Here is a 25557-nt window from a genome sequence, read left to right as displayed (position 1 = left end):
GCCATTCCTAAAACCTCAAGTGTCTTACCGTATGCCCGTCATTGATCAATTGTTTCAATGAATCAATACCGATACGTATATGTTTTTCAACGAAATCGCCGGTTACTTTTTTATCGCTTTCCTCTGTTTTAACGCCTTCCGGAACCATTGGTGAATCGCTCACGAGCAGCAATGCTCCGGTTGGAATTTTATTATAAAATCCTACTGAAAAAATAGTGGCAGTTTCCATGTCAATGGCGTATGCTCTTACTTTTTGCAGGTAGGTTTTAAACTCTTCATCATGCTCCCACACGCGGCGATTGGTGGTATAGACCGTGCCTGTCCAGTAGTCAACCGCATAGTCGCGAATGGTTGTGGAAACTGCTTTCTGTAAAGCAAAGGCCGGTAGTGCCGGAACTTCCGGAGGGAAGTAGTCGTTTGACGTACCCTCGCCTCTTATGGCAGCGATAGGCAAGATCAGATCGCCTACTTTGTTGCGTTTTTTTAAGCCTCCGCATTTGCCTAAAAACAAAACAGCTTTCGGTTCGATGGCCGTCAAAAGATCCATGATGGTGGCGGCTGTTGGGCTACCCATTCCAAAATTTATAATGGTGATGTCATCTGCTGTTGCACACTGCATTGGTTTGTCAAGTCCAATTATTTCCACGTTGTTCCACTCTGCAAACAGCTTTACATAGTTGCTGAAATTGGTAAGCAAAATGTACTTACCAAAGTTTGCTAATTTCTCTCCTGTGTACCTGGGTAACCAGTTGTTTACAATTTCTTCTCTTGTTTTCATACAAGTAAATATAAATAATTTGAAAAGAAGGAACGCAGATTTTCATGATTGTCATGATTTGTTAAGATTTGAAAATGGGTTGCCATTGAAAATTGAAGGTTGAAAATTGAAAGTGACATGGGAAATGAGAAGAAAGTCACATCCACATTTTCAATTTTAAATTAACAAAAATCTGCGTTCCTTTTCCTAGGTTTGGCACATGATAAAACTTGCTTTTCCCGATCACCCATTTAAAATAAAGGAGGAAGGAGGGAAAGAATTAATATGGGATGAATTCAGAAGGAAATGGCTGGTGATAACACCCGAAGAGTGGGTGCGTCAAAATATTTTACAATACATGGTGCAGGTGAAAAAATATCCGTCTGCATTAATTGCGCTTGAACGTGAATTGTTGATTGGCGAAGTGAAGAAAAGGTTTGACATCGTAGTTTATAACAATCAACATCAGCCCTGGTTAATGGTAGAGTGCAAAGCAATGCACGTACCTGTTAACGAAAAAGTATTGCAACAGATCATTCAATACAATATGGCACTGCCGGTAACTTATATGATGGTAACAAACGGCAACAATACTTTCTGCTGCAAAAATGAAAGCGGGGGAGTGGAGTGGTTGATGGAGCTACCGGAATTTTAGAGAGCACGCAGATGACACTGATTGGACTGATTGACGCTGATTTTGTGTTAGGATTTATATAAAAAGAGAACAGCAAGACAATATAGTCTTGCTGTTCTCTTTTTATATAAATCCAATTTGTGTAAATCAGTGTCATCTGTGTGCCATCACCTATGGGAAAATGCCCAGCTCAGCATAGCTTGTAGCAACTTTATTGATCGCTACTACATAAGCTGCTGTACGCATATCAGGAATGGAAGGATTAGCGTGCCAGCAATCAACAATCTCACGTGTTGCAGTGATCATTGTTTCTTCAAGACCGCTGTATACTAAGTCAACCTCGTCGGCGCCGTGCATGATCAGTTGTCGTTCCTGATCAACTACTTTTTTGCCGGTAAGATCTTCCATTTGCTCTATAATGCGGGCATTCATGTTTTCTGTGAATCTTTTCTCCAATCTACCGTAGCGAACGTGGCTAAGGTTTTTCAGCCATTCAAAGTATGAAACAGTAACACCGCCAGCGTTCAGATACATATCAGGAACAACAAGTACTCCTCTCTTTGCAAATACTTCATCTGCTTCCGGAGTAAGCGGTCCGTTCGCTGCTTCACCAATGATTCTTGCTTTTACCCTTGGCGCATTCTCTCCGTTGATAACGTTTTCCAAAGCTGCCGGGATCAGGATATCACAATCAAGTTCCAGAGCAAGATTTGAATTTTCAACATTAGTTGCGCCAGGGAAGTTAAGGATAGAACCGGTTTTCTTTCTGTGTTGGAAAACTTCTTCTTCGTTCAAACCATCTGGGTTTGTGATAGCTCCTTCGTACTCAGCCAAAGCAATAACTTTCGCACCTCCTTCACGGAAGAATTTAGCAGCGTGGTAGCCCACGTTTCCTAAACCTTGTACAATAACGCGTTTATTTTTAATACCTACTTCCATGCCAACACGCTGCATCATTTCAGGCATGTTACATACTTCGCGCAATCCATAGAATACACCAAGGCCCGTTGCTTCGCGACGACCGCGAACACCGCCTTGTGAAACCGGTTTACCTGTAACGCAACCCAATGCGTCAATTTCGCCGGGGCGCATACTTGTATATGTATCGAGGATCCATGACATTTCACGCTCACCTGTACCATAATCAGGGGCAGGAACGTCTGTACCAGGGCCAATAAAGTTTTTCTTGATCAGCTCCGCTGTATAGCGGCGCGTAATTTTTTCGAGTTCGTAAGGGGTATATTTTTTAGGGTCAATATTGATACCGCCTTTAGCTCCACCAAATGGAACATTGACGATGGCACATTTAAATGTCATCAATGCGGCAAGAGCCATTACTTCATCAAGATTTACAGAAGTGGCGAAACGGATACCACCTTTACAAGGTGTTTTGTGGTGAGAGTGTTGTACGCGGTATGCTTTTATAACTTCCACTTTGTCTCCGATCTTAACCGGAAAGTGCATACGGTAAACGGCATTACATTGTTTAATTTGTTCAAGCACGCCTTCATCAACTGTAGTGAATTTGGCTGCTTTGTCAAAGCTTTTCTCTACAGCTCCAAAAAAGCTGTACTCATGTTTAGTAGACATAGTTTGAAATTTATGGTATTACAATCGTTGGTTGCTACAGGGCTAAATAAGAAAAATGAACTACAGGTTTTCTTTGTTTTTCATTTTGGCGTGCAAGCTAAGGGTATTTTGAAAAATTAGAAGTTAAATGTTAGGAAAGTAAAAAGTAAAAATTCAAAAGGCTCCGCAGAATGCTTTTTACTTTTCCTTCTCAAGCTTAGTGATCTTTCTGTCAAGCCTTACCAAATAAGTTAATAAGCCAAACAGAATGATTAATACTACAGCGACAACCACATAAATTTTTCCATTACTGCGCATTTCAAAGGCTGTATATTTTTGTTGGGCCTCTGTTGCCTGTGCCCAAAGGGAAACGGGGATTAGCTGAAGCAATATCATTGCCAGCAATAATTGAATTTTAGTCATTTAAAATGCTTCTTTCTTTTATTAAATCTAGCCTGATTTTCAATGATGTTATCCAAACGCCTAATAGCGTCCATCCGATGATGGCAGGATAAAAAACCATTCTTAAACGGGCATCGCTGTCTTTAAAATTCAGGGCCGGGTTGCCTTCTTTTCCCGGATGCAAACTGTCAAGAATTCTTGGCAATATCCATAGAGTCGGGAAAAGCATTGCATAGGCAAAAATGGCATACACAGCGCTTATTCTTGCTCTCTTATCAATATCTGTTAATGAACCTCTCAGCACGAAATACGCAAAGTAAATAAGCAACGCAATTGCGGCGCCCAATAGTTTAGGCTCGCGAAATATTTCTGTGTCAGAAGCGAATTCTGTCCATGTGTATTTTGCCCACAAGGCGCCCGTTGTATAACCCAGTACACCGAAAACAATACCTACTTTGGTAAAGTTCACTGCGTAAACATCATCACGTAACTTTTGCGAACGCAAATACTTTACAGAATAAACAACTGAAGTGGTAAAAAGGATCATCATTCCGAACCACATGCACACGTGGAAGTACAGGTTGCGAATTGTTTCGTGTAAAATCTCCCTTGCCGGAACGGTAAACAGGAAACCGCCGACAACTGTATAGATAAGCAAAATAACACAGAGTATTTTCCACCATTTCTTGTGCATAAATATAAGATTGGTAATAACTTATGAGGAGCATCAGCTTTCACAAGTTGAAAGTGTGGGCAAATTTAATGTAAACGGGGATAAGAAAAAAGAGAGTTTGGTCAGGTGGGTGTTCGTGAGTGGTTCACCATTCACGCTGACTAGTCCTTCCATAAAAATGGAAACAAGATGATTGCCAGCGCAACAACCAGGATGTCCATGGCAACCAAAAGAGAAACCATCTGAAACATACCGGCCTGGATAACATCGGAAAAGGCAGCGTTGGCTACTTTCATTAAAAGCATCAATTGTGGAATAATGATGGGAAAACCAAGTATTGCCATTAACGATGCGTTCTGCTGAGCTCTTGCAGCTATGGCAGACAAAAAGGTGAAAACGAGGCTCAGGCTTACTCCCCCCAGTACAGTAAGGCCAAAGAACATTGCGCCATATCTTACCGTATTCCCTAACAAAACAGTAAAAAGCCCCCAGCTTACGAGGCTCATGGCCATCATCAGCAAGCCGTTGAAAACTAACTTGGCGATGATAAAATTCCGTGCTCCTGTAATAGAATAGAAATACAACATTCTTCCGCGACTTTCCTGCAAAAAACTTTTAGCCACGGCATTTACGCAGACAAATAGCTGGATCATCCAGAAAAGTCCGTTCCATACGGCGCTTTCCGGTTGACCCATAGCAAGGTACAATACGAAAATGGTAGCAGCCACATACAGCAAAATGCCGTAAAAAGTATGCTGCTGGCGTATTTCCAGCAAAAAATCTTTCTTGAAAAGTGTTAGAATGTGACTCATTGCGGAGCGAAGGTAAGGAGAAGTTGTTGGTTGTTAGTTGATTGTTGTTAGGAGGAAGTGGCCGTCCACTGCCTACAAGTTAGCCAGCAAGCAACAGCTATCAACTAACAGCCACAGTTGCAACAAGCCTTGTTTCAGCGCAAAACTGATCAGTTCGGAAGTGTTCTTGGTGTGTGTTTTCTTTAAAATGTTTTTGCGGTGATTGTTAATCGTGTTGAGGCTTGCAAAAAGTTTGTCGGCAATTTGTTTACTGCTTAGGCCAACGTTGATGCATTTCAATACTTCTATTTCACGTTTTGTGAGATGTACAGGGTTTTTGTCCGGTGAGAAAACATCACGTGTGATTAGTTCACAGTCATTACTGTCCGCATTATTTTTTTCGGCAACGAAAATTATCTTGTTGTCGTTTTTAAAATGTGTGATATCTGTAAATGTTCCAACAAAATGTAGCGGAGCTTCTTTGCTAAAGCTATTGATGAAAGAAATAATTTGTATGAAAATTCGCTCTGTGCCTTCATTTGAGAAAACGCGAAAATTAAATGAGAAAGTTAGCCTATCACTTTCGAAACAATTTTCCCTACATAGTAATTCTATTGCAGGAAATATTTTTTCCAGCAATATTTTTTCATCATCATTGTTCCAACGTAATGCTGCCGGCAAATTGTTTTCAGAAAAGTAATTGCTTAGTAATATATTCTTTGCATTGCCATCGAGATAAAAATATTCGTGTTGATTTTTATCGAGTATAAATAAAAATGATGACGAAGTTTTTGCAAAAGCATTGTTTGCAATACTCATCTCTTGTAATAGTTGCTGAGTATTTATATGAAGATTGCCTTGTAGTTTATCTTCACTTCGTTGATAAAATGTAGATCGAAAACTTAGCATAGGAGACTTGTTCGGGTTAGTAAATATAGCTATTTATGGCTATATGATGAGCGTGTTTATCTTAATACATTTGTTTACTTCTAATAGTGTCCTATTAAAAATCTCCTGCTTGGTCTCAATTAAATCTTTAATAATTCAACCCTACCACAAGAGTAATTCCTGCCCAGATAAAAAGTTATAATATCCTTTCACGATATTCTTTATCAAGCATATCTAATGACACTGCCGTACACTTAAGCCAGGTTTTTGATTACAACAATTACAACAAACGCATGTAGAGACGAACGTAATCATACGCCATGGCATTTTTATGTTTATATCCCTCTGTACGTCTAACTATTGCTATAACCTTAAAATGAAAAAGTATGGTTAAGAAAACTTGCGATGTTAAAAAGTCATCCGTTGCCAGATGGCTTGCCAATCAAAGCCCGCACTTTCAGAAAATTGTTTTATTGCTTGCTGTTCTATTTTGTTTCACTGCTTCTCTTCACTCTGGCAGTGGCAGAAAAGTTTCTTCCACAAACAAAATCATTTCATACACTAACAGCGATGAACAGTGGATACTTGCAAAGTCCACCGGTAAAGTAGAAATCTATTACGTAATAAAAGATTGCAAGGGCCAGCAAACTGTTTTTCTGAAAGTAGATAACAAAAACAGTTATGCAGTGAAAGTAAGCTGGAAAGAAAAATTTGAAACCCAGCAAAAGGTAACAGTATCAGGCGCTGCAGGTAAACAACTTGTGCTGGCTGCCGGCGAAACTATCCTGGCCGGTTGCGATAATGATGCAGCAAAGGAATGTGTTATTGCTGCATCGCAGGTAACACCGGCATTCAAAGCAGATGTATCCAAATACGATGTTGTAGATCTATCAGTATCAAAAAACTAACAGACTTTTTAATCAACAAAAGAACCCGTTATGATACCAAAATTACTAAAACCTTCCGTGAGCAAAGCGGTGCTATACTTCACGCTTTGCGTATGTTGCCTGACGCAAATGCAATTTGCACATGCACAAAATAAAGACAGTAAAGGAAAGGATTTCTGGCTGATGTTTGATGGCAACCTGGGAACACCAACCCTTACACTCTTTATAACTTCTAACGTAAACACTACGGGTACTGTTGCAATACCCGGCCTTAGTTTTACTCAAAATTTTACCGTGCAGGCAAATAAGGTAACCAGTGTTGTGGTGCCTGCAGATGCTGCTACTCACACGAGTAACGCAGTTGATAACAAAGGCATACATGTCACTGCTGCGGATGAAGTAACTGTATATGGTTTAAACTATATTCCCTTTACAGCAGATGCTTATTTGGGTTTGCCAACTGATGCGCTCGGCAATGATTACATAGTAATCACTTACAAAAATTCTTTAGTTACCGGTGTTGAATTCGGAATCGTTTCTACGGCCGATAATAACCAGGTAACCATCACTCCATCTGTAACTACAGGTACACGTGTAGCTGGAGTACCGTTCACTATTACAATGAATAAAGGACAAACATATGAGTTGATGAACACTTCTGCCACCGGTGATTTTTCAGGAACAATTATAACATCAACCCAGCCCGTGGGCGTGTTTGGTACTCACCAGTGCGGTAATGTGCCGGGCGGATATGCATATTGCGACCACCTTGTAGAAATGTTGCCTCCAACATCTACATGGGGTAAGAAGTTTGGATTGGTGCCATTGAAATCTCGTACCAATGGTGATACCTGGCGCTTCCTTGCTTCAGAGAATAACACGGTCGTTTCTATTAACGGTGTTGCTCAACCTGCCGTCAACAGAGGACAGTTTATTGAAAAAGTACTGACAGGTCAAAATGTAGTTGAATCAAACAATCCAATATTGGTTTGCCAGTATGCAAATGGATCTACATTCTCTGGTAACCCCGGTGACCCATTCATGATGTTGGTTCCGCCATTGGAACAATTCCTGGCTAACTATACTGTAACAACAGTAGAAGGTTATGTTGCACACTTTATCAACGTAGTGGCGCCACAGGCCATAGTAGGAACTGTAACCATGGACGGAGTGGCAATACCGGCGGGATCATTTTCTCCAATAGGATCAACGGGTTTCTCAGGCGCGCAAATAACGGTTCAGCCCGGTTCCCACACATTGAACGGAACATTGCCATTCGGTGTGTTCATGTATGGATTTAACAATGACGACTCCTACGGTTATCCCGGTGGTCAATCGTTCTCTGAAGTGGCAACTGTAACCAGCGTAACCATTTCTCCAAAAACAGGAACGGGAAATATAGCTAATCAACAATGCTTCAATGCAACTGTGATGGATCAGTTTGGACACGCGGTTAGCGATGTTCGTGTTGACTTTAACATTAAAGGCAAAAACCCAGGCAGTAGCGGATTTGCAATAACAAATGCCAATGGTGTTGCAACCTTCTGCTACAAAGGACCTTTGACAGGTAAAGATACTATTACCGCAACCGTAGGCTCACTCACCGATGCCGCAGAATTTACATGGACAGCTGATGATGTCTGTAACTTGACAGCCTCTGCAACTACTACAAACGCCAATGGCGACTCTTCTGATGGAGGCGCTAAGATAATGGCAAACGGAGGTACAGGTCCATTTACATTTATGCTCAACGGAAGGACCAACAATACAGGAATATTTGACAGCTTACCAGCCGGAACATACAGCTTCACCATTACAGATTCCAGGAATTGTACAGCTACAGGTACAGTTGTTATTTCAAAGAAAGTTGGAATTCCTCCTACCACAACGGTGAAATGTCCTAAGGATACAGTTATTGATGCTGATCCAATAACCTGTATGGCAACAGTAGCATGGCCGGAACCTAATTTTGTGTTCCCGGATTCAATAATGCTGCCTCCGGCTTACAACGAACCTAATAGTAATCTTTGGTATAAAGGAACCTATAACAACCATGCTTATTATGTTTCAGATGGTTTCTACCAATGGCCGGATGCAAGGGATCTGGCAACTGCAAGAGGAGGTCACCTTGTTACCATTACCTCTCAAGGTGAAAGTGATTTCGTTTTTGAAAAATTCCCACAAGGTATCGTTTATGGACCGTGGATAGGAATGTATAATACCGGACAACTTGGCGAATTTGCATGGGTAACAGGCGAACCTGTAAACTTCACACATTGGTCTCCAACAGAACCTAATAACCATGGAGGACGCCTTGATTCAATAGCTGAGCCTTATGTACATATCTGGGGACCAGATCCAAAGAACGGATGGAACGACTTGACCGGATTGTTCTATTTGCCATTCATCGCAGAATTTGATGAACCTATAATAATATACAGGCAAATACAGGGACCTGCTAATTTCAGCCAGCAAAGTCCTGGTATCTACACCGTTTGTTATGAAGCAACAAACAGAATAACAAATAAGAAAGATACATGCTGCTTTACCATAGAAGTAAAATGCAGGGGATTGCTGACCGAATGTCCTTCAGACACAACCATTCAGGCCGATCCTGAAACATGTAAAGGAATACTGAAATGGACTTTGCCTTCTAAAAAATGGCCTGCGACAATTAACATTCCAGATGGCGCTTACACCTCAGGTAACAAGCTGACATTTGGCGGTGAAATGAATGGTCACGGTTATTATTCAACAGATGGTGCGTACTTCTGGACAGAAGGTAAACAAATATCAGAAGATCTGAGAGGTCACCTTGTAACTATTGGAAGTTCAGACGAAAGTGATTTCATCAACGCAAACTTTATGAGGATGAACAAGTATGCTCCTTGGATAGGATTGTACAACACAGGTACAGAAGGAAGTTTTGCATGGGTGACAGGCGAACCACTTACTTTCACAAACTGGTTCCCATCAGAACCTAACAACAAAGGCGGCAGTCCGAGCATGATTGTAGAGCCATATGTATTGCTGAATGGATATGATTATTTAAACAGATGGAACGATATAGACAGGTGGACGCTCGCAGGTTTTGTTACAGAATTTGAACGTCCGTTATTAGGCTTCAAACAAGTTAGCGGACCGATAATGGGAACTCAGGTCGATCCGGGTGTTTACGAAATTTGCTATGAAGTTACCGATAGCTCTACCAACACTACATTCAAGTGCTGCTTCAAGATTACTGTAACATGTGACAACAAGGTTCCATTAAGAAGTACAGTGCTTAACATAGGACAGGTGAACAGCGAACAGCCTAAGCTATTTAAAGCAGCAGCTGTGCCTAATCCTAGCGTAACCAACTTCAAAGTGAAGATAAGCTCAAACAACATGCTGGAACGTGTAAGCGTACAAGTTGTGGACATTTCCGGCAGAGTACTCGAAGCTAAAAACAATGTAGTGCCAAACAGCACTATAACAGTAGGTGATGGTTTTGCGAGAGGCGTTTACTTCATACAGGTTATACAAGGAACAAAACGAGAAATCATAAGAGTTGTGAAAGAATAATAGTTGTTAATTCTTAACGTTTAAACCCCAAAGGGCTGTATCGAAAGGTACGGCCCTTTATATTTGTGGATCAAATTGGAGCCAGAACGAAGCTTAGAAACAGAACACCCAATCGAATACAAAAGATGTCAATTCAAAAATGTCTACAAATATGTGCGATCATTTTAAGCTGGTCAATTCTCGCTTGTCATGCAGGCAAGAATGTAACTACTAAGCTTAAATTGGACGATTCGCTTTCCATACAAAGGTTTATTCAGACTCATAATGTTTGCGAAAAACTGGATTTTTTGGAGCAGAATAAACTTGCGATTGTGAATGATAAAGGCCATTCGAGAATGGTTGCGCTTAGTGTCGTAAGAGAATGCCAAAGGCCGATTGCTATTCCAGTCGCTACATTCGAAATTATTCTTACTAAAGAACAACAGGTTAATGATTTGCAAGAACAGATCGATGAAATCAGATCGTCGTGTGGTTGTGTCAAAAAATAATACGTATGAAAAAAGTGGCTCTGTGCAACCTTGTAATAGTCTCAATAAAAAAGTTTGCTATCATTTTCTACCGCTCGTAATAGCAATGCCGGCATCTCGGCTCATACACATCTTTTTCTCCCAACAAAACCTGTGGTCCTTTCGCTTCTTTTCTGTAAGAATAATTAGCAATATTTCCACATTTTACACAAATGGCATGCAACTTGGTAATGTAATCTGCTTTGGCTAGTAGATTGGGCATTTGCCCGAAAGGTTTAGCCAGGTAGTCCATATCCAATCCTGCAACAATTACGCGGATACCTCGAAGGGCTAACTGGTCGCACACTTCGGGTAGCATGTCGTCAAAGAACTGAGCCTCGTCAATACCAATCACATCTACATCATTTGCAAGCAACAAGATAGTTTGCGAATTGTCGATAGGAGTAGAGATTATTGAGTTTTCATCGTGAGACACAATATTCTGCTCGTGATAGCGTATATCAATAGCGGGTTTAAATATTTCAACCTTCAGGTTGGCTATTTTGGCTCTTTTGAGGCGACGGATCAGCTCTTCGGTTTTTCCGGAAAACATACTTCCGCAAATAACTTCAATCCAGCCACGGCGCTCTCCCGATAAATTCGGTTCGATGAACATAATCAGTAATTGGTGATTTGTTGGGAAATTGTATCTAACTTTATAATTGATTGAACACTAACCCAAAAGTAATTGTAAACATGGAAAGAGTCAAAGCGTTGATCGCAAAGCTGCAGGAACAGCTGGATCAAAACAACGATGTTTCCGCCATGATGTTAACTGTTCAGCTCCTTCAGGCTGAACTACAGCACGCTGCACAAGGTGAACGGCCGCAATTGGGGTCCGCAAAGGTAGCAGTTGTATTGCCTTCCTACAATTCTTCTCACGCAAAACTATCCACAGAAGTTGCGCCGAAATCTGAAGAAATAAAAGTAGAAGTTGAGAGAGAACAATTTATAAAAGAACCAAGGGTTGTTGTCGAAAAAACACAGCCCGTTCCGGTTCAGCCCGTTACAAAAAAGAAAGATCCTCCAATTGAATGGGTGTTTGATGCAGTAAGAGAAATTCCCACGCTTGCACATCAGACAGATTTTAAAGAGATCAATGATGTGATCGCAAAAAATGGCAATGGTGCTACGTCACTGAACGATCGTCTGAGATCAAATGGCACTGAGCTTAGTGATCTCATTGTGGATGCTCCGGTGCGCGACCTTAGAAAAGCGATAGGGATAAATGATCGTTATGTTTTCGTAAGCGAGCTTTTCCGTGGCGACGAGGTTGGTTATGAAAGAAGCATCAAAACGATCAATAATTTCCGTATACTGGCAGAAGCGCAGTACTGGATCGAAAGAGAATTGAAATTAAAACTCGGATGGGATGAAAGTAAGGAAATCGTAAAACTGTTTGATCAGTTGGTCAAAAGACGTTTTTCCTGAATGTGATTCATTATTTTGTCAGTGGCGCCTTTGTGGGTATAAACATAGTTTTTAGCTGCAAAGGCCGAACTTTCAAAAGATTCAGCATCGTTTAGTAACTCGTTAAATGTAGCTTCCAGCTCCAATGCATTGCCCACGCTAATGCCGCCGCCGCAATCTTCCAGCTCCACTGCTTCGATATATTTATCATACACCGGTCCGTAAACAACCGGTTTGCCATACACTGCGGCTTCCAGCACATTGTGCACGCCATCTTCTCCAAAGCCGCCACCAATAAAGGTTACCGTTGCGTAGTGATATAGTTTCGACAGCATGCCAATGTTGTCAATAATTAAGACATTGCTTGCAATCTGTGAGTCCGCAATAATGCCCTCGTCGATGCTTTTTTTGAGTTCGGAAAAACGGATCGTGTTTTTGAAAAGTTTTTCTATGCTTTGCAAATGCTCTTCGTCAATTTCATGCGGAGCAATCACAAAACGAATTTCCGGATGTGTGTTGGCGTAATGGTCCATTTCTTTTTCATCTTCATCCCATGTACTTCCTGCAACGATCACTTTGTGATTGTAACAAAAATGAGCAACCACATCAATTGGCTTAAATCCTTCTGCAATTTCTATAACCCTGTCGAAACGCGTGTCTCCGCCGATTGTGACACTGTTCGTCAAGCTGATTTTTTCAAGTAGCTCTTTTGATGCATTGTTCTGTACAAACAAATGTGTAAAGCAATTCAACATCTTTCTATGCATGCCACCATACCATTTAAAGAACGGCTGGCCCTTGCGATATATTCCGGAGATCAGCAGGAGAGGGATGTTTTGTTTTTTTATGGCAGTAAGATAATAATACCAGTATTCATATTTTACCCACAAAACAAGTTGCGGTTTTGTAATCGCAAGTAGTTTTTCTGCGTTGGCACGATTGTCTATCGGCAAATAAAATATCCAATCTGCCCCACTGTAATCTTTTCTTATTTCATAACCTGAAGGCGAAAAAAATGTGAGTAAGATGCCTACGTTTGGATACTGCGCTTTGATTTTTTCCAGCACGGGTCTGCCTTGTTCAAATTCTCCCAGCGATGCGCAATGCATCCATACTACAGGTTTTGTGTTATGAGCAAAAGCCTGTTGCATTTTATTGAAAATGTCCTTTCTGCCACCGAGCCATTTTTTTGCCTTGGGGTTCCACGGTGCAATGAGCTTGATTCCGAAAGAATAAAGAACGGTAAAGAGTTTATAAAAGATTAGCATTAACAGGGAAATTGAAAACGTTCAGAAAATAAAGATAGAGTAATTTGAAAATTTGAAGATTTGAAAATATGAAAATAAAGAAGAATGCAGATTACCATGATTTTTATGATTAATGATGAATTGTAACGAGCGTTTTGTCAAAATTTAAATTTCACAACAAAAAATCTTAACCAATCATGAAAAACTGCGTTCCTATTCCCAAATATTCAAATTATCAATTAACCGGTATCTTGCACCCCTCAATAACCTATGGCCCCAAATTTTTAAACAAAAATTACTATGGGCTATTTTTCAAAAGTTTTGACTGAGCTTAAAAGCACTTCTGCATTCCTCTACACAGGTATAAACGAAGAAGACCTTACAGGAATGGTAAATGAATTTTTTCATACCAGTGGTTATATGGTCAAGTTTGAGAAAGACAAATTTGTCACCTATGAAAAGGGCAATCCTACTTTAATGCAAATATTCGGCGCCCCTCATGCTTATTTCAGGTTTAGCGTAGCGGTATCAAAAATTGATAGAAATGCTTGCCAGGTCACGGTGATCAGATCTACGTCAGGATCATCTGGTGGCGCAATAGGGAGGAGCCAGGTGGAGGATGAATTCTCGAGAATCAAGATTGGGTTGTCAACATTTTAGGTCCCTTCGAGGAAAGCAGCCCTTTCCACATATCGGGGTTACAGATGACAATTTATTTAATTATGATCTGGTGCCTTTTCTGGCATTGTTTTAGGAAGGAACCAGTCCTAAAATCGTCGTTTTGATGCATTTAAGTGATTTCCAATGCCCAAAAAACAATAGGCTGCTACACTTATTTCACTATTTTTGCGGCGCTTAAAATCTATAATTATGCATCCTATACAAATGGTGGACACGCGTCGCCAGTATCTCAAAATAAAAGATCAGATCGATGCGGCAGTACTTGGAGTAATTGACAGTTCAATGTTTATAGGCGGCAAAACCGTGAACGACTTTTCAGAAAATCTTGCAAAATATAATGGTTCGAGGCATGTAATAACCTGTGCAAATGGTACAGATGCATTGCAAATAGCAATGATGGCGCTGGATTTAAAACCGGGAGATGAGGTGATTACCCCGTCTTTTACGTATATTGCTACTGTTGAGGTGGTGGCATTGTTGCGTTTAACACCCGTTTTTGTTGAAGTAAATCCTCAAACTTTTTGCATTGACCCCGCTGCCATAGAAAAAGCAATCACCCTTAAAACGAAGGCAATTGTCCCCGTGCACTTATATGGCCATGCCGCAAACATGGATGCCATTATGGATATTGCAAAAAAACATAACCTTTTCGTCATCGAGGATAATGCACAGGCTATAGGCAGTGATTATACCTTTAAAGACGGAACGACAAAGAAAACAGGATCTATCGGTACAATTGGCTGTACATCTTTCTATCCGTCCAAAAATTTGGGATGCTATGGAGACGGGGGCGCAATTTTTACTGATGACGACGCGTTAGCGGACAAAATGCGGATGATTGCAAATCATGGTCAAAGCAAGCGTTATTACCATGATGTTGTGGGATGTAATAGCAGACTGGATGCCATTCAGGCCGCCATACTGGACATTAAATTGAAAGAACTGGATAATTATATAGCTGCCAGAACAAAAGTGGCCGATTTTTATGATAACGCATTTGCCAATAACCCTAAATTAAAGGTTCCTTTCAGGGCTTCTAACAGCACACATGTATTTCACCAATACACATTAACGCTGGAAGGTGTGGATAGAGATGGTTTAAGCAAATTTCTCGCAGAACATAAAATTCCTTCAATGCTTTATTATCCGGTGCCGGCGCACCGTCAAAAAATGTTTGCTGCGTTTAACAGCGAAGCAACTGATTTGCCGACAACAGATTATTTGACAGAAAGAGTGATCTCTCTTCCTATTCATACAGAAATGGACGTGGATCAGTTAAAGTATATTACTGATAAAGTATTAGCATTCGTAAACAACTAATAAACCATAAAAACACATTCCTAAAATGAAAATTGCAGTTGTAGGAACAGGCTACGTGGGCCTCGTAACGGGCACTTGTTTCTCTGAAACAGGAAATCAGGTAACCTGTATTGACATTGATCAGAAAAAAGTTGAAATGCTTACTAATGGAGAAATTACCATTTATGAGCCGGGCCTTGAAAAATTATTCCTCCGCAATTTAAAAGAAGAACGTCTTGTCTTTACTACTAACCTCGAAGAGGGTATTAAAGATGCGCAAATCGTATTCCTTGCACTTCCAACGCCTCCGGGAGAAGATGGTTCCGCAGATTTGAGATATGTGTTGGGCGTTGCAGATAACATAGGTAAATTACTAACCGACTATAAAGTAATTGTCGATAAAAGTACAGTACCCGTTGGTACAGCTGAAAAAGTACACGCAGCAATTGCAAAGAACTGTAAAGTAGAATTTGATGTGGTGTCAAACCCTGAATTCTTGCGTGAAGGTGTTGCCGTTGATGACTTCATGAAGCCCGACAGAGTGGTGATTGGCACAAGCTCAGAAAAAGCAAAAAAATACATGAGCGATTTGTACGCTCCGTTTGTTCGCTCGGGTAATCCGGTAATTTTCATGGATGAGCGTTCTGCAGAACTTACTAAGTATGCAGCCAACTCTTTCCTTGCTACGAAAATCTCTTTTATGAACGAGATCGCACAGCTTTGTGAAAGACTTGATGCAGACGTTGACATGGTTCGCCGTGGTATTGGCAGCGACGAAAGAATCGGTAAAAGATTCCTGTTCCCTGGCATCGGTTATGGTGGAAGCTGCTTCCCTAAAGACGTTCAGGCATTGGTAAAATCTTCAACTGAAGTTAGCTACGACTTCCAGATACTTAATGCAGTAATGGACGTGAATGAAAAACAAAAACTTCATTTGCTGCCAAAAATCAGAAAATTCTTCAAAGGTGATTTGAAGGGCAAACACTTCGCTTTGTGGGGTCTTGCTTTTAAACCTAATACAGACGATATTCGCGAAGCTCCGGCTTTATATATTATTGACGCGTTATTGGCAGAAGGTGCTACTGTTTCTGCTTACGACCCTGAAGCTATGAACAATGTTAAAAGCGTTATTGGCGACAAAATTCAATATGCAGAAAGCCAGTACGATGCATTAACAGGTGCAAATGCACTGATCATTGCAACTGAATGGAACGAGTTCAGAACGCCTGATTTCCTTAAGATCGTTTCCAACTTGAAAAGCAAAGTGATCTTCGATGGTCGCAACCTTTTCGAAGTAGAGGCAATCGGAGAGCTTGGCTTCCACTATGAAAGCATTGGCAGACCGGCAGCAGTAAAAAAATAGGAATCAGGAATTAGAAATCAGGAATTAGATGTTCCTGATTTCTAATTCCCGTTTATGTTTTGGGTGAAAGTAAATTGCTGCAGTTTTTGAACGTTGTATTTAATTTTCGCTCGTAGAATATGAAACACTAATTCCTAATTCCTAATTTTTAATTTCTCAATCAATGTCTCGTAAACGCGTTCTCATCACCGGTGCCGCAGGATTTTTAGGATCACATCTTTGCGACCGTTTTATAAAAGAAGGATTCCATGTAATAGGAATGGATAATCTTATTACAGGCGATCTTCGCAATATTGAACATCTTTTCAAGCTCGAACAATTTGAATTTTACCATCACGATGTAAGCAAATTCATTCACGTTCCGGGCGAACTGCATTATATCTTACACTTTGCTTCTCCGGCAAGCCCAATCGACTATTTAAAAATTCCTATCCAAACCCTGAAGGTGGGTTCATTGGGAACACACAATTGTCTTGGTTTGGCAAAAGCGAAAAACGCCAGGATGTTGATCGCATCTACATCCGAAGTTTACGGAGATCCGCTTGTGCATCCGCAAAACGAGGAATATTGGGGTAACGTAAATCCAATAGGCCCACGCGGTGTATATGATGAAGCAAAGCGTTTCCAGGAAGCTATCACAATGGCTTACCACACTTTCCACAACTTGGAAACGAGGATCGTGCGCATATTCAACACCTACGGTCCGCGTATGCGACTAAATGACGGTCGTGCGTTACCTGCATTTATAGGCCAGGCACTGCGTGGAGAAGACCTTACAGTATTTGGAGATGGTTCTCAAACCCGCTCTTTCTGTTATGTAGATGACCTGGTTGAAGGCATTTACCGCTTGCTATTGAGCGACTATGTGAATCCTGTAAACATCGGTAACCCTGATGAAATTTCTCTAAAAGACTTCGCAGAAGAAATTATTAAATTGACAGGCACAGCGCAAAAGATAGTGTACAAACCTTTGCCAAAAGACGATCCAAAACAACGTAAACCAGACATCACAAAAGCAAAAGAAATACTTGGCTGGGAGCCAAAAGTAAAACGTGCAGAAGGCGTTCGAATAACCTATGAATACTTCAAATCCCTACCAAAAGAAGAGCTCGTAAAACAGCCGAAAGAATTTCAAAGCATTAAATAATTTAATTGAAAATTGAAAGTTGAAAATGAAGGACAAACCAATTTCCTTTCTTTAACTTTCAATTTTCCACTTTCAATTAATACTATGGACAACGCGAAAAAAACAATCCTGATAACTGGCGGTGCCGGGTTCATTGGCTCTCACGTAGTAAGGTTATTTGTAAATAAATATCCTGATTACAACATCATTAACCTGGATGCTCTAACTTATGCAGGTAATCTTGAGAACCTTACGGATATAGAAAGCAAACCAAACTATACTTTTGAAAAAGCCGATATTACGGACGAAGCCGCAATAGAAGCACTGTTTGATAAATATAAATTTGATTCCGTTATTCACCTTGCGGCAGAAAGCCACGTAGACAGAAGTATTCTTGATCCTTTAGCGTTTGTAAAAACGAATGTTTTGGGAACTGTTACTTTACTGAATGCGGCACGCAAACTGTGGAAAGGAAGTATGGAAGGCAAATTGTTCTACCATGTTTCAACAGATGAAGTATATGGTTCTCTTGGTGAAGAAGGCTTCTTTACGGAAGAAACGCCGTACGATCCACGCTCGCCGTATTCTGCATCCAAGGCATCATCGGATCACTTTGTGTTTGCTTACCATCACACATACCACATGCCTGTCATAATGAGCAACTGCTCAAACAATTATGGCTCTCATCATTTTCCGGAAAAATTAATTCCGTTGATGATCAACAACATCAAAAACAACAAGCCATTACCCGTGTATGGCAAAGGTGAAAACGTACGCGACTGGCTGTTTGTAAACGACCACGCGAGAGCGATCGATACAATTTTCCATACAGGAAAAGTGGGCGAGAAATACAATGTTGGTGGTTTCAACGAGTGGAAGAATATTGACCTTATTCATGTGCTTTGCAAACTGATGGATAAGAAATTAGGCAGGGAAGAAGGCACTTCTGCAAAACTGATCACTTATGTGACCGATAGAGCGGGACATGATTTGCGCTACGCGATTGATGCTACCAAACTCAATAAAGAACTCGGCTGGGAGCCATCTTTGCAGTTTGAAGAAGGGTTGGAAAAAACGGTGGACTGGTATCTTGAAAATGAAAAATGGATTAACGATATTACCAGCGGTAACTATCAGCATTATTATGAAGAGCAGTACGCGAAACGATAATTAATAATTAATAAAGAATAATTAATAAGGTGGTTGAATGAAGAAATAACAATTAAGAATTAGGAATTAAGAATTGTTTTGGCGCGGTAAACTTTATTTGAAATTTAAATTCTTGAAAGCCTAACAACTATCAACCAACAACTCAAAACTAATAACACATAACTCAAAATTTCTCATGCCTTTTATTAAAACCGACTTCCCTGATTTATTGGTATTTGAACCTGCCGTGTTTGGCGATGACAGGGGATATTTCTTTGAGAGTTATAACCAGAGTCTTTTTGCAAAGGAAGGAATCGATATAAAGTTTGTTCAAGACAACCAGGCCCGGTCGATGTACGGCGTTGTGCGTGGATTGCATTATCAAAAAGGCGCATCTGCTCAAACGAAATTAATAAGAACATTGGAGGGCTCAATACTTGATGTAGTAGTTGATCTCAGAGACGGCTCACCTACGAAGGGAAAAGTTTTTTCAATAGAATTATCTGCGCAAAACAAGAAGCAATTGCTGGTGCCGAAGGGGTTTGCCCATGGCTACTCTGTGTTAACGGAAACTGCTGAAGTAATGTACAAGTGCGACAACTTTTATGATAAAGCAAGTGAAGGCGGCGTTCTTTTCAATGATCCTGCATTGAATATAGATTGGAAAATACCAGCTGACAAAATGATATTATCGGACAAGGATAAAGTGTATCCCGTTTATGCTAATTGTATACATGGTTTCGTTTTTTTGGAAAAAAAATAATGCTCTAATCATCTTAATATTACTATGCAAACAATTCTTGTAACAGGCGCTAATGGCCAATTGGGCAGCGAATTGCAGCAATTGGAATCATCCTATCCTCAGTTTGAATTTATTTTTACTGATAAAGACGAACTGTCTATAGTAGATGAAACTGCTATCAACAGTTTTTTTGATATGCATCAATTTGCCTTTTGCATTAACTGCGCAGCATATACTGCTGTAGACAAGTCGGAAACTGATGAAGATGCTGCATACGCTGTAAATGCTAATGCTGTGGGTTATTTGGCTGCTGCCTGTAAAAAATACAATACAAGGTTTGTGCACGTTTCAACAGACTATGTTTTTGACGGCTCAGGAACCGTTCCTTATAAGGAATCTGATCCAACAAATCCGCTTGGCGTGTACGGCGCCTCCAAATTAAAAGGAGAGCAGCTTGCGACAGAAAACGATCCTTCTGTAGTCATCCTTCGCACTTCCTGGGTGTACTCTTCGTACGGTCACAACTTTGTGAAAACGATGTTGCGCCTGATGAGCGAACGCGAATCGATCAACGTAGTAAGTGATCAATTAGGTTCACCGACATATGCTGCTGACCTGGCGAAAGCAATATTGGATATCTGCCAATCGTCAGTTGATAACAAACAGTGGCCGGCAGGTATTTACAACTATTCAAACGAAGGTATCATCAGCTGGTATGATTTCGCAGTTGCCATAAAAGAATTAAGTAACAGCAAATGCCAGGTAAATCCGATCCCATCGTCTGCTTATCCAACTCCAGCTAAACGCCCTGCATATTCTGCTTTTGACAAAGACAAGATCAAATCAACCTTCCATTTGCATATTCCGGAGTGGAAAGATAGTTTGCAGGCATGTTTGCTGCAGATTATGAGATACATTGCCTGAAGAAATTAATAATTAATATTAAAAATTAACAGGGTTGCATTCACCATTGAATGCAACCCTGTCGAGTTTCAGAATAAAGAAAGTCTTTCTTTTCTTCGCGAGTTACATCTATTAATTATTCTTTATTAATTATTAATTTGACCTTTCAGTTCTTTCTTAAAAAAGGAGTATGCTTTATTAATGAGGAAACTATAAGAGCTGTTTTCAAATGTTTTCAATGCGCCGGTTGTTTTATCTACAAGTGTCATGCGCATAAGCTCATCGTCGTCCATGGAGAGATCGATGTCATACTTTAGCAGCACTTGTTTCAGCTTAGTGGTATTGCGCATTTTTTAGGCAATATAAATAAAAAGACCCGACAGACTTTTGAAGTCAGCGGGTCTTTTTCATTCTCATGTTTCTTACAATAGGTTGAGAGGATTAAAAGTAAATCGTTTTACCGTAAAATCAAAAAAACGCGATTTAAGATGACCTCTATTGATAAATACAGGGACAAAGTCTCTGAAAAATATAAATGAAGTAACGGTTGTGTATATTGTGGCTTAATGTTGCCGTTTGTTGCGACGAGAAATAAAACTGCTATTGCCAGTATGAAGAAAATATCTATCAAAGACATTGCCCGAATGACCGGAACATCGCCTACTACCGTATCATTTGTTTTGAACGGAAAAGGACGCACCAGCGACGCACTTACAAAAAAAATTTTAGCCACAGCAAAGAAAGAAGGATATCAACCGAATCAAATAGCTGTGAGTCTTCGCACGGGGCAATCAAAAATAATAGGACTTATTGTTGAAAATATTGGCGGATCTTTTTTTGGCGCTTTATCAAAAGAACTGGAAAGCGAAGCAAAAAAATATGGCTACAGAATTGTTTATTGCAGTTCTGAAAATAATATTCGCAAGGGAAGAGAGATGATTGAATTGCTGGCTGATCAGCAAGTTGACGGCTATATTATTACGCCTACTGCCGGACTTGAGAAGGATGTGATGAAATTGATGGCCAGCAAAAAACCGGTTGTATTGATGGACAGTTATTATCCAGGTCTGGATATTCCTTACGTACTGGTTGATAACTTCAACGGGATTAAACAAGGAGTTGATCATTTAATTGGAGCCGGATATCAAAACATAGGTTTTGTAACGGTAGATATTGACTTGATACAAATGAAAGAACGTTTATCAGGATATATGGAGACCTTGAAATTCCATAACATGAAACCGGATAAGAAGCTTGTACTTACGTTGCAATACGAATCCACTAAAGAAGAAATGGTAAATGGCATTACCTCGTTTATCAAGAAGAATAAAGGCATGGATGCCATATTTTTTGCAACCAACTATCTTGGAATTGCGGGCCTGCAAAGCCTGTCCAATATGAAGTACAAAGTGCCGGAAGATATTGCAGTGGTGAGTTTTGACGATCACGAAATATTCAGTTTATATGCACCCGGTATAACAACTATTCAACAGCCAACTGAAGAAATCGCGAGGGCCGCTATGAATCTCTTGCTTACGCAATTAGGCAAAAAAGAAAGTAATCTCATCACCAACAAAATACAGATACCGGCAAATTTGATTAAACGTAATTCGGTGAAGAAAGAGAAGCGCTAAATGCCAAACACATAATGCTTAACACTCGTCGGTAAGGCAACGCCATATTGTGGTGGAACTGCGTTAGGCATTGTGCGTTCAGCACCTGGGTTTTTTGGATAAAACGTTTTACCTAAATTTGGTCATAAAACAGTATCATGACCAATACATTTACCAAAAAACTGCTCGGCGGTATTTTGCTCACTGCCGTTACCATTACCAGTGCGACTGCTCAAAACTCCTGGAGAGAATACGACACAAAAGATTTTACGAAAGTGGACTCCATTACAAAAAACGGGTACACACTCATTTTTGTAAATAAAGATCAACAGTTCACTAATGAAGTGAAAATGAAAATGATCGATGCGTATTTTAAAGTTTATCCGAAACAGGCAAAGGAGTACAATCCCCGAACAATTAAAAAAGTGACTTTCCTGATTGATCCAACTTATGATGGAGTCGCCGCTACTGCTGATGGTCTTACACGTTACAACCCGCAATGGTTCCGCAAAAATCCAAATGATATTGATGTAGTGATACATGAAGTCATGCACATCACACAATCTTATCCTGGTGGTCCCGGCTGGGTTACAGAAGGTATCGCAGATTACGTGCGTTATACAATGGGCGTTGCAAACAAAGAAGCGGGTTGGACGCTGCCGGCATTTTCTGCTTCTCAGCACTACGATAACTCATATCGCATTACTGCAAGATTTTTTGTCTGGCTTACAAAAAATGTTCGGCCCAACATTGTAAAAGAATTGGATAAAGCTATGCGTGCGGGAACCTACACCGATGATATCTGGAAAAAATTAACCAGCAAAAATGTAGATGAGCTGTGGGCGATGTATGCAACGAAGCCAGAGATTTAATACCTTCGGTCTTTTTTGAACTAACCGCAAAGGTCCTAAGGTTGCGCAAAGGAAACAAAGCGTTTTTGACTTGGCCATTCTTAAGTAAATTTTGCGCTGCAAAACGTTTGCGGCCCTCGTCACCTCCCTTCGTTTCCTTTGCGGTTAAAAAAAGATGCGCCTGCATCTTCTTTCTCACTTTCCATGCTTATCACTCATATAAAAACTGATCTTGCCGCCGTTCATAATTTCGCTGTGCGTTATGTAAAGTCTGTTTAGCGGTTGTCCATTCAGCAATACTTTTTTCACATACACGTTCCTATGGCGTTGATTGTTTACTTCGATAGTAAATGTTTTACCATTTTCAAGATGTAAAACTGCTCCGTCAATTGCAGGGCTTCCCAGCCAGTATTGATCTGAGCCGGGAGCAACAGGGTAGAAGCCAAGCGTGGTGAAAATATACCATGCACTCATTTGTCCGCAATCATCATTTCCTCCAAGACCATCCGGTGCTGAACGGTATTGTTTTTTCAGTATCATTCTTACACGCTCCTGTGTTTTCCACGGTTGATCCGTCCAGTTGTAGAGATATGCAATATGATGTGACGGCTCGTTTCCATGCACATAATTACCAATAATTCCGTCTCGTGTGATGTCTTCTGTTTCTGCAAAATATTTATCAGGCAGCTCCATGGTGAACAATGAATCAAGATGTTGCGCAAATTTTTTTTTTCCGCCCATCATTGCAATCAACGACGCAGGATCGTGGGGAACAAAGAAGCTGAAGTTCCATGCATTGCCTTCAATAAAGCCCTGGTCATTTGTACTGAGTACGTCAAATTTTTCCCTGAATTTACCATCGCTGTATCGCGGTCTCATGTAGCCAATAGAGGGATCAAAAACGTTCTTGTAATTTTCAGATCGCTTCATGTACTCATTGTACACTTTTGTATCGCCCAGTTTTTTCGCGGCTTGAGCAATGCACCAATCATCGTAAGCATATTCAAGTGTTGTAGAAACAGATGTTCCTGTTTTATCGCAGGGTACATAACCTTTATCGATGTAGTAGCCAAGCCCGTCAAATCTTCTAAAGCTCGAAGTTGTAATACAAGCTTTTAATGCCCTGCCGGCATCAAACGTTGTATTGCCTTTCACAATAGCATCTGCCAAAACAGAAACGCTGTGGTAGCCGCTCATGCACCAGTTTTCATTGGCATAATGCGACCATACCGGTAGCATGTGTTCCGCACTTTGATCATAGTGTGCCAGCATCGATTGCACCATATCAGCATTGCGTTTTGGCTGTATCAAATTAAAGAATGGATGCAGCGCCCTGTATGTATCCCACAACGAGAAAACAGTGTAATTTGTAAAGCCATCAGCCTTGTGCACATTCTGATCGATCCCTTTGTAAGAGCCATCAACGTCCATGTAAGTGATAGGGTTGATGAATGCATGATACATTGACGTATAAAAATTTTCTTTCTCTTCCTTGCTTTGGGATTGAATGGTGATCTTTTGCAATTCATTTTGCCATGCGTTCTGCACATCGTTTTTTACTCTCTCAAAATCCCAGCCCGGAATTTCGGCACGCATATTCATTAGCGCATTGGTTGTGCTTACCGGAGATAATGCAAATTTTATTTTTATTTTTTCGCCTTCACTTGTTTTAAAATTGAAGTAGGCGCGGAATCGTTTTCCTGCTATTTCAGGAAAATTTTTGCTTTGGTCAAATTTGCCCCAAAAACCGTGATAGGCCTGTTTTTTATCAAAATTTTCATTGCCATATTCTGCAATTGGTTTGGAAAAACTCATTGCAAAATAAACAGTGCGTGTGCGCCCCCAGCCATTCGTTTGGCGATAGCCGGTTACAAGCGTGTCATTTTCTACCCGCATGAATGTCCACACATCTTTATCATCGTAGTTGTAAATGCCCGCCATCAGATCGAGTATGATGTGTGCATTATCGCTTTTTGGGAAAGTATATTGATGAAAGCCAACGCGTGCAGTGGCGGTAAGCTCAGCGTCGATATTGTAGCGGTCGAGTTTTACCTTGTAATAGCCTGCTTCTGCTGTTTCGTTGTTATGGGAAAATGTTGAACGGTAACCGCTGGTTGGATTGTCTGCTGTACCGGGATTGAGTTTAATATCTCCCACTGTAGGAATGATCAGAAAATCACCAAGGTCAGAGTGCCCGGTTCCGCTGAAATGTGTGTGGCTAAAGCCTACGATCGTTTTATCATCATATTGGTAGCCCGCGCAATATTTGTAGACATCCCCATTGTATTTGCCATTCGTTTCATACGGAATGGTGTCTGTATCTGGACTTAGCTGTACCATACCAAAAGGAGCCGTAGCGCCGGGATACGTGTGGCCCATGCGCTGTGTGCCAATTATTGGTTTTACATATTGAACAAGATTCTCAGTACCGTTCTGTTGAGAAAAAGCCGCTAAGTTCATAGCGAGAAAAAGTAGGCCCAATGATATTCTCATGTAATTTAG

General features: G+C 40.5%; 23 protein-coding genes. 13 read left to right on the top strand and 10 right to left on the bottom strand.

The window, feature by feature from the left end:
- Positions 1 to 7: 7 nt before the first annotated feature.
- A complete protein-coding gene (locus QJ048_RS09185) occupies positions 8 to 778 on the bottom strand; it encodes an AMP nucleosidase (protein WP_282334042.1) in 771 nt (256 codons plus the stop codon).
- Positions 779 to 977: 199 nt separating this feature from the next.
- Between QJ048_RS09185 and QJ048_RS09180 the strand changes: the two genes are divergently transcribed.
- Positions 978 to 1412, top strand: a complete 435-nt coding sequence (locus tag QJ048_RS09180) for a type I restriction enzyme HsdR N-terminal domain-containing protein (RefSeq protein ID WP_282334041.1) — start codon at positions 978 to 980, stop codon at positions 1410 to 1412.
- A 150-nt stretch (positions 1413 to 1562) separates the two neighbouring features.
- Here the strand turns inward: QJ048_RS09180 and QJ048_RS09175 are convergent, their stop codons facing one another.
- From QJ048_RS09175 to QJ048_RS09155, 5 genes are all read right to left on the bottom strand, one after another.
- A complete protein-coding gene (locus QJ048_RS09175; RefSeq protein WP_217792026.1) occupies positions 1563 to 2981 on the bottom strand; it encodes a Glu/Leu/Phe/Val family dehydrogenase in 1419 nt (472 codons plus the stop codon).
- A gap of 177 nt (positions 2982 to 3158) precedes the next feature.
- The gene (locus QJ048_RS09170) at positions 3159 to 3383 is read right to left on the bottom strand and encodes a CcmD family protein (protein WP_282334040.1); all 225 of its coding nucleotides are present in this window, start codon (positions 3381 to 3383) and stop codon (positions 3159 to 3161) included.
- Complete coding sequence (gene ccsA / locus QJ048_RS09165; protein WP_282334039.1) at positions 3376 to 4056, bottom strand: cytochrome c biogenesis protein CcsA; 681 nt, start codon at positions 4054 to 4056, stop codon at positions 3376 to 3378. The genes QJ048_RS09170 and ccsA overlap by 8 nt, the downstream gene beginning before the upstream one ends.
- Before the next feature lie 140 nt (positions 4057 to 4196).
- Positions 4197 to 4847: a heme exporter protein CcmB gene (locus QJ048_RS09160; protein ID WP_282334038.1), complete on the bottom strand. Its 651-nt coding sequence runs from the start codon at positions 4845 to 4847 to the stop codon at positions 4197 to 4199.
- 72 nt (positions 4848 to 4919) lie between these two features.
- Positions 4920 to 5735: a response regulator transcription factor gene (locus tag QJ048_RS09155; protein WP_282334037.1), complete on the bottom strand. Its 816-nt coding sequence runs from the start codon at positions 5733 to 5735 to the stop codon at positions 4920 to 4922.
- Positions 5736 to 6100: 365 nt separating this feature from the next.
- Between QJ048_RS09155 and QJ048_RS09150 the strand changes: the two genes are divergently transcribed.
- Positions 6101 to 6622, top strand: coding sequence for a hypothetical protein (locus tag QJ048_RS09150; protein ID WP_282334036.1), 522 nt, complete (start codon positions 6101 to 6103; stop codon positions 6620 to 6622).
- A 30-nt stretch (positions 6623 to 6652) separates the two neighbouring features.
- Positions 6653 to 10165, top strand: a complete 3513-nt coding sequence (locus QJ048_RS09145; RefSeq protein WP_282334035.1) for a lectin-like protein — start codon at positions 6653 to 6655, stop codon at positions 10163 to 10165.
- A 555-nt stretch (positions 10166 to 10720) separates the two neighbouring features.
- Here the strand turns inward: QJ048_RS09145 and QJ048_RS09140 are convergent.
- Positions 10721 to 11287 carry a thymidine kinase gene (locus QJ048_RS09140; protein ID WP_282334034.1) on the bottom strand — a complete coding sequence of 189 codons (567 nt, stop codon included), beginning with the start codon at positions 11285 to 11287 and terminating at the stop codon, positions 10721 to 10723.
- Between the two features lie 80 nt (positions 11288 to 11367).
- Between QJ048_RS09140 and QJ048_RS09135 the strand changes: the two genes are divergently transcribed.
- Positions 11368 to 12102, top strand: a complete 735-nt coding sequence (locus QJ048_RS09135; RefSeq protein WP_282334033.1) for a hypothetical protein — start codon at positions 11368 to 11370, stop codon at positions 12100 to 12102.
- On the opposite strand, the gene QJ048_RS09130 is transcribed toward QJ048_RS09135, so the two are convergent.
- On the bottom strand, positions 12075 to 13349 hold the full coding sequence (locus QJ048_RS09130) for a 3-deoxy-D-manno-octulosonic acid transferase (protein ID WP_282334032.1): 1275 nt from the start codon (positions 13347 to 13349) through the stop codon (positions 12075 to 12077). The two genes, QJ048_RS09135 and QJ048_RS09130, sit on opposite strands and share 28 nt — an antisense overlap.
- 279 nt (positions 13350 to 13628) lie before the next feature.
- Between QJ048_RS09130 and QJ048_RS09125 the strand changes: the two genes are divergently transcribed.
- From QJ048_RS09125 to rfbD, 7 genes are all read left to right on the top strand, one after another.
- Positions 13629 to 13988: a hypothetical protein gene (locus tag QJ048_RS09125; protein WP_282334031.1), complete on the top strand. Its 360-nt coding sequence runs from the start codon at positions 13629 to 13631 to the stop codon at positions 13986 to 13988.
- Positions 13989 to 14198: 210 nt separating this feature from the next.
- Positions 14199 to 15329 (top strand): DegT/DnrJ/EryC1/StrS family aminotransferase, encoded by a 1131-nt coding sequence (locus QJ048_RS09120; protein ID WP_282334030.1) that lies wholly within the window; start codon positions 14199 to 14201, stop codon positions 15327 to 15329.
- Positions 15330 to 15354: 25 nt separating this feature from the next.
- Positions 15355 to 16671, top strand: coding sequence for a UDP-glucose dehydrogenase family protein (locus tag QJ048_RS09115; protein WP_282334029.1), 1317 nt, complete (start codon positions 15355 to 15357; stop codon positions 16669 to 16671).
- Positions 16672 to 16834: 163 nt separating this feature from the next.
- Positions 16835 to 17818, top strand: coding sequence for a UDP-glucuronic acid decarboxylase family protein (locus QJ048_RS09110; RefSeq protein ID WP_282334028.1), 984 nt, complete (start codon positions 16835 to 16837; stop codon positions 17816 to 17818).
- A gap of 84 nt (positions 17819 to 17902) precedes the next feature.
- Entirely contained in the window at positions 17903 to 18967 is a 1065-nt protein-coding gene (gene rfbB / locus QJ048_RS09105) for a dTDP-glucose 4,6-dehydratase (RefSeq protein ID WP_282334027.1), read from the top strand.
- Between the two features lie 175 nt (positions 18968 to 19142).
- A complete protein-coding gene (gene rfbC, locus QJ048_RS09100; RefSeq protein WP_282334026.1) occupies positions 19143 to 19709 on the top strand; it encodes a dTDP-4-dehydrorhamnose 3,5-epimerase in 567 nt (188 codons plus the stop codon).
- 24 nt (positions 19710 to 19733) lie between these two features.
- Complete coding sequence (gene rfbD / locus QJ048_RS09095) at positions 19734 to 20612, top strand: dTDP-4-dehydrorhamnose reductase (protein WP_282334025.1); 879 nt, start codon at positions 19734 to 19736, stop codon at positions 20610 to 20612.
- A 125-nt stretch (positions 20613 to 20737) separates the two neighbouring features.
- Here the strand turns inward: rfbD and QJ048_RS09090 are convergent, their stop codons facing one another.
- A complete protein-coding gene (locus QJ048_RS09090) occupies positions 20738 to 20941 on the bottom strand; it encodes a hypothetical protein (protein ID WP_217792009.1) in 204 nt (67 codons plus the stop codon).
- Between the two features lie 261 nt (positions 20942 to 21202).
- Here QJ048_RS09090 and QJ048_RS09085 point away from each other — a divergent pair, with 261 nt between their 5' ends.
- On the top strand, positions 21203 to 22225 hold the full coding sequence (locus QJ048_RS09085; RefSeq protein ID WP_282334024.1) for a LacI family DNA-binding transcriptional regulator: 1023 nt from the start codon (positions 21203 to 21205) through the stop codon (positions 22223 to 22225).
- Between the two features lie 137 nt (positions 22226 to 22362).
- Positions 22363 to 23076 (top strand): basic secretory protein-like protein, encoded by a 714-nt coding sequence (locus tag QJ048_RS09080; RefSeq protein WP_282334023.1) that lies wholly within the window; start codon positions 22363 to 22365, stop codon positions 23074 to 23076.
- Positions 23077 to 23250: 174 nt separating this feature from the next.
- Here the strand turns inward: QJ048_RS09080 and QJ048_RS09075 are convergent, their stop codons facing one another.
- Positions 23251 to 25548 (bottom strand): GH92 family glycosyl hydrolase, encoded by a 2298-nt coding sequence (locus tag QJ048_RS09075; protein WP_282334022.1) that lies wholly within the window; start codon positions 25546 to 25548, stop codon positions 23251 to 23253.
- Positions 25549 to 25557 lie beyond the last annotated feature (9 nt).

The sequence above is a fragment of the Pinibacter soli genome (assembly GCF_029961145.1).
In the GTDB taxonomy this organism is placed as follows: domain Bacteria; phylum Bacteroidota; class Bacteroidia; order Chitinophagales; family Chitinophagaceae; genus Pinibacter; species Pinibacter soli.
Note: the sequence above shows the minus strand (reverse complement) of the source record. Positions and strands in the feature narration are given on the sequence as shown.